Annotated in this window: 6 protein-coding genes; 5 read left to right on the top strand and 1 reads right to left on the bottom strand. The window is 40.6% G+C overall.

The window, feature by feature from the left end; genetic code table 11:
• A partial coding sequence (locus QNK26_RS08915; protein ID WP_319222322.1) for a hypothetical protein occupies nucleotides 1-192 on the bottom strand: 192 nt, incomplete at its 3' end.
• 158 nt (nucleotides 193-350) lie between these two features.
• Between QNK26_RS08915 and hutX the strand changes: the two genes are divergently transcribed.
• The 5 genes from hutX to QNK26_RS08890 form a co-directional block, all read left to right on the top strand.
• Complete coding sequence (hutX, locus tag QNK26_RS08910) at nucleotides 351-887, top strand: heme utilization cystosolic carrier protein HutX (protein WP_319222320.1); 537 nt, start codon at nucleotides 351-353, stop codon at nucleotides 885-887.
• The gene (gene hutZ / locus QNK26_RS08905) at nucleotides 884-1,408 is read left to right on the top strand and encodes a heme utilization protein HutZ (RefSeq protein WP_319222318.1); all 525 of its coding nucleotides are present in this window, start codon (nucleotides 884-886) and stop codon (nucleotides 1,406-1,408) included. Before hutX ends, hutZ begins: the two co-directional genes overlap by 4 nt.
• A gap of 71 nt (nucleotides 1,409-1,479) precedes the next feature.
• Nucleotides 1,480-3,687, top strand: coding sequence for a TonB-dependent hemoglobin/transferrin/lactoferrin family receptor (locus QNK26_RS08900; RefSeq protein ID WP_319222316.1), 2,208 nt, complete (start codon nucleotides 1,480-1,482; stop codon nucleotides 3,685-3,687).
• Between the two features lie 256 nt (nucleotides 3,688-3,943).
• Nucleotides 3,944-4,420: a ferrodoxin oxidoreductase beta subunit gene (locus QNK26_RS08895; protein WP_319222314.1), complete on the top strand. Its 477-nt coding sequence runs from the start codon at nucleotides 3,944-3,946 to the stop codon at nucleotides 4,418-4,420.
• A gap of 54 nt (nucleotides 4,421-4,474) precedes the next feature.
• Nucleotides 4,475-5,637: NAD(P)/FAD-dependent oxidoreductase (locus QNK26_RS08890; RefSeq protein WP_319222313.1), on the top strand; the 1,163-nt coding region annotated here is incomplete at its 3' end.

Genomic DNA, 5,637 nt, shown 5'->3' with positions numbered 1-5,637 from the left:
TGGCTTTGGCTTTGGCTTTTCAGCGATCTTGGGCTTACTCACCGCAATAAATTTCACACTGTGATTGGCTTGTTGTGATTTATCATCCAATGATATTGAGAGCATTTTTTCTTCATTTTGAATGGAGGAAAATGCGACACCATGAATAAACAGAGAAAGCGAAGTAAATACAACATACCTTTTGAGATTCATTTTGACCCTTGATGATTTAGACAAGATAAAGCGCGTTGTTAATTGCGGTTATAATGCCACAAAAACAACCAAATGCAAATAAGATCGATTATCATTTGCATTTAATAATTCCTTAAGTATTATGTCCACATCATTTTATAATTGATAAATTAAGCATTATGTATCAGCACACTACACAACAGCAGGTAATCGCTTCTATCGCAGAGTTAATGGCGGAAGATGATGGTATTCCAGTTTCATCTATGGCTCAGCAGCTAGATTTAACTGAAGGTGAAGTCACATTTTCACTGCCTGAAACACAAGTAATGCAGGTCGCAGGTCAGCACAGTGAACAGGTTCTTCGTGTTTTACCAAACTGGGGAAAAGTCACCACCATAGTGCATTCTTGCGGTTCAATATTCGAATTCAAAAACCCTTTTCCAAACGGGAAGCTCGCCCATGGTTATTACAATATTATGGGAAAAGAAGGCCTGCACGGACACCTGAAAATTGATCAGGTTGAAAATATAGCCTTTGTCAGCAGACCATTTAGAGGCATGGAAAGTCATTACATCGGCTTTTATACCCAACAAGGCCAGTGCATTTTCAAAGTTTATTTAGGTAGAGATAAAACCAGACAACTATTTCCAGAGCAAGTATCGGCATTCACCACTTTAAAGCGAAAATTAAGTATCCAAACGGAGTTACAACAATGATCACTAAACAACAACGCATCGAAAATCGCATCAGCCCTGAAATTCAAGAATTTAAACAGCAATGTAAAACGCTGCAAATGGCAACGCTATCTTCAGGGTTGCCACATGTGAGTTACGCGCCGTTTACTTACAACAAGGAAGGATTTTATATCCTGGTTAGTGATATTGCTCAACATGGACAGAACTTAAAGCATTCAAAAAACGTGTCGATCATGCTTATCGAAGATGAAAGTAATTCCAAGCAACTCTATGCTCGTCGCCGCTTAACCTTTGATACAACAGCAAAATTGATAGCAAAAGACTCCGTTATTGGTGCGCAAGCGATTTTAGATTTAAGCCAACGTTTTGGTGACATTATTGATAATTTAGCCGGTCTTAAAGACTTCAATCTTTATCAATTAACACCTGAAAAAGGCCGTTTTGTGAAAGGTTTTGGTAAAGCATTTGATATTTCTGGCGACGATATGATTGATATTGTGCATTTAAATGAAGGTCACGTGAAAGCTAAGCAAGATCAGTAAGCTAAGTCAGATCAGCAAACTGAATAATAAAAGCCACTAAATTAACGTTAAACATGGAAGAGTCTAGAATAATGAATCAGGCGAATTTAAAAATCAGTCACGTACGATCACATGCGACAAAGTTAAAACCACTAGCCTATATCATCGCAGCTATTTGCTACGCGCCGATGACTTACGCAGCAGATGACACTACCTTTACTTTTGATGAAGTTATCGTTTCAGCTACGCGATCAGAGCAAAAATTAAAAGATGTTTCCTCGTCTGTTGGTAGCAGTAATGCCCAGAAAATTGATGAACAAATGGCAACTGATTTAAAAGATGTATTACGCACAGAGCCCGGCGTGTCAATGGAAGGTCAAGGACGATTTGGTCTCGGTAGTTTTAACATTCGCGGACAGGGTGAAAACCATGTCAAAGTAATTATCGACGGTATTCAACAAACCTCAATTTACAATACCGGTAGGGGTGACGATGACGTCATGCGTAAAGGTCAAAACACCATTGAAATAGATACCTTACAAACTGTTGAGGTGAATAAAGGTCCTTCCTCTAGTTTGTATGGTAGTGACGCCCTAGGTGGCGCAGTCATTATGCGTACCAAAAATCCAAGTGATCTTTTAGATGACGCAGAAGAAACATCATTTAGCAGTGTAAAAACGGGCTATACCAGTGTCGATGAGACTTTTAAATCGACAGCTACGATGGCTGGTCGCTCAGGTAAATGGGAATCGTTATTCATGTATACCTATAAAACAGGTCATGAAACCCAAGTTCACAGTAGCGGTGACGATATTCAAGGACCAGACCGAGGACAAGCAAATCCTTTCGACATTAAATCTGATAACTTTTTAGGTAAAGTATTTTATCAAGTCAACGCTAACCATAAAATAGGTCTTACTTTAGAGAATTATAGCAGTGCAGCCGATGGCGACATCCTGTCAAAAGAAGGTTATAGCCTAGCGCCGGGTTACACTTACACCCAAAACACGGCGAGTGATGAAGACACAAGACAGCGCATCAGTATTGAGCATAAATGGACGGCAAATAATATTGCTTTCGATACGCTTGATTGGAATCTTTCTTATCAACAAAGTGAGTCGAAACATGACAACTTTGACCATACTAATGCCAACGGCTACCGTAATAGACAACGTAACGGCGATGAGCAGTCAACCCAATTTAACACTCAGTTTGATAAAGCATTTGAATTAGCCAATAGCTATCATGAAGTCATTTATGGCTTATCTTACCTCAATAACAGCTTTAAGTTAGATTACACTGATTATCTGTATAAAAATGCCAGTGTAACTCCAGCTAATCCTGAAGTACCATCGGCATCGTCTGATACTTGGGGTCTGTTTATACAAGATCAAGGTTTCTACTTTGACGAAAAGCTAGTGATTAATATGGGACTGCGCTACGACTCTTATACAACAGATCCAGACGCTTCAACAACGACTTCATTTGAGAAAAATACCAATGATGCGTTAACAGGTCGACTGGGTGGTGTTTACCATTTCACCGATCAGTTAAGTACGTTTGCTAACATCAGCCAAGGCTTTAAATCACCATCACTTGATCAGTTGTATTATAGTCGCCTGAATACTGGCCATGGTTATAGCATTATATCCAATCCGGATCTAAAACCTGAAGAAAGTCTTGGTTATGAAATAGGTTCTCGATTTGCCAATGACCACGGTCGTATCGAGCTAGTGGCTTATTACAATGATTACAAAAACTTTATCGAGCAAGTTGAACTAGCACCAGATGCAAATGGTATTGTCTACACCAATGAGAATATTGCCCAAGTACGTATCTATGGTGCCGAGTTAAAATCGCAGCTTAGCTTTGATGCATTATTAACAAGCACTCCTGGTGTTTATGGCTTATTCAATGTCGCTTATGCGCAAGGAGAAGACAAAGCAACGGGTAATAGTATTAACTCGATTGCACCGCTCACAACAAATGTTGCTTTGGGTTACGACTCTCAAGACAAGACGTTTGGTGGCAAACTATCAACACAGTGGATTGCTGAAAAATCAGGTTCTGACTGGAGTGATAGCGGCAATGTCGATGCACCAAGCTCTATCGTCACCGACATTACGATATACGTACGCCCGACGACAGACCTGACGTTACGCGCTGGTATCTTTAACGTCACCGATGAGAAGTACTGGTTATACAGTAACCTTGAAGATAAAAAAGCCAGTGACCAAGGCTTAGATCGCCGCACTGAACCGGGACGTAACTGGGGAATAAACGCGGAATACATCTTCTAATGCATTGATAATTTTAGAAGCCTAAAACTAAAAAGCCTGCTATTCAGCAGGCTTTTTTCATTCTAAATGCATAATTACAATCACTTATCTCACCGAAGAAGATTTCAAAGATTAAATAAACTAAAACATTAACCCTATCAATTTGATTACGCTTCACTAAACACGTTCGAGGATTATAAAATTTAAGCATAAAGAAGTGAGAGGCGCATTATTGGTATAAGCTTTACAGACCAAGCTAATTTTGAGAGGGCTCATCATGAGACTCATACTCTTCACTACTTTCCTGCTACTCAGCAACCTTGTCCATTCAGCCTCATTAACTGCGGGCAGTAAATCTGTGGGGATAAAACTGGGCGGCGCGTCCATTGGTCCCGAAAACTATAGCATTGCGGGTGTCTCGATTAACTACTTTGCCTTAGATAATCTTGCGATTGGTGCCGGTTATGAATACTGGTTTTCAGGCAAGCCTACGCTATCAAAAGCCACTGTGGATTCCACTTATTACATTCCCGCGTCTGAACAACTAAAACCCTATTTCGGTTTGTTGTATAGCCATTACTTTGTCGAAGATAATGCAGATATAGATGCTTATGGTTACCGTATTGGCATCGCCTATATTAAGTCACCGGTGTTCTTTAGCGCCGGTATTAGACAAGAAAAATACACATCCGATAGAGCTATATTTTCTAATGATGACGCCACGGCTGAATTTATGATTGGCTTTTCTTTTTAGCAATTTGAGTAACTCTGACCCCTTGAATCGAAATAGTTATGGTGGGTGCGCAACATGACCAACAAGACATACCGGAATTATATAAAGTCGGCTAAAACTAAAGATGCACGAACCTTTGATGTCATTATTATTGGCTCAGGCACTGGCGGCATGAGTGCCGCCTCTTTTTTGGCTCAAGCGGGTAAACGCGTACTTTTGCTAGAACAGCATTACGTACTCGGGGGCTTTACGCATACGTTTGAACGTAGTGGTTATATTTGGGATATTGGTTTGCACTATGTCGGCCAAGTTCACATCGAGGGCAGCGTATTGAATAAGGTCTTTCGCTATATTGCGAAAGATAAACTCAAATGGGAGGCGCTGGATAACATTTATGACAGAGCTATATTCGGTGATGAAGAATATCAATTCCCTAGAGGAAGAGAGAATCTTAAGGCCAAGTTAAAGGCCTATTTTCCAGAAGAAAAGGACAGAATATCAATCGATCAATACTTCTCATTACTCGATGACGCTCAAAACTTAGGCAGCGGTTACTATTTAGAAAAAACCTTACCGTCAGTGTTATCAAAAATAGTGGGTAGTTTTTTACGTCGCAGCACGCTTAAGGTTTCCGATAAGACGACATTAGCAACATTAAGGGAAATTACCGACAACGCTAAACTGATTGGTGTACTAACGGCGCAATACGGTGATTACGGTTTAACGCCTGCAAAGAGCAGTTTTTACATGCACGCATTGCTCGCTAATCACTATATGGAAGGCGCAGCCTACCCTGTCGGAGGCGCTGCAAAAATTGCCGAATGTATTATTCCTATTATTAATGAGTCGCAAGGAGTAGCCCTAACACTGGCCAATGTGGATGAAATTATTGTTGAAGACAATACTGCCACCGGCGTGCGCATGAAAGACGGTGAAGCGCTGTACGCTAAAACCATTATCAGCGCTGCGGGTATTACCAATACCTATGCACATTTATTGCCGGAAAAAGTGTGTAAGGGCCATAAGCTAGATAAGTTACTTGACGAGCTGGAGCCTGCAACCGCCCATGTCGGATTATATGTGGGTCTGAAAGCGTCTTCGACATCGCTAGCCTTGAAGAAATGTAATTACTGGATTTACCCTAATCAATATGACCACGACAAAGGGCGAGAAGAGTACCAAGACTTTAACGCCACAATACCGGTTTCTTTTGTTTCATTTCCTTCTGCGAAAGACCC

Origin of the sequence: Moritella sp., assembly GCF_033791185.1 — a bacterium.
Taxonomy (GTDB): domain Bacteria; phylum Pseudomonadota; class Gammaproteobacteria; order Enterobacterales; family Moritellaceae; genus Moritella.
Note: the sequence above shows the minus strand (reverse complement) of the source record. Positions and strands in the feature narration are given on the sequence as shown.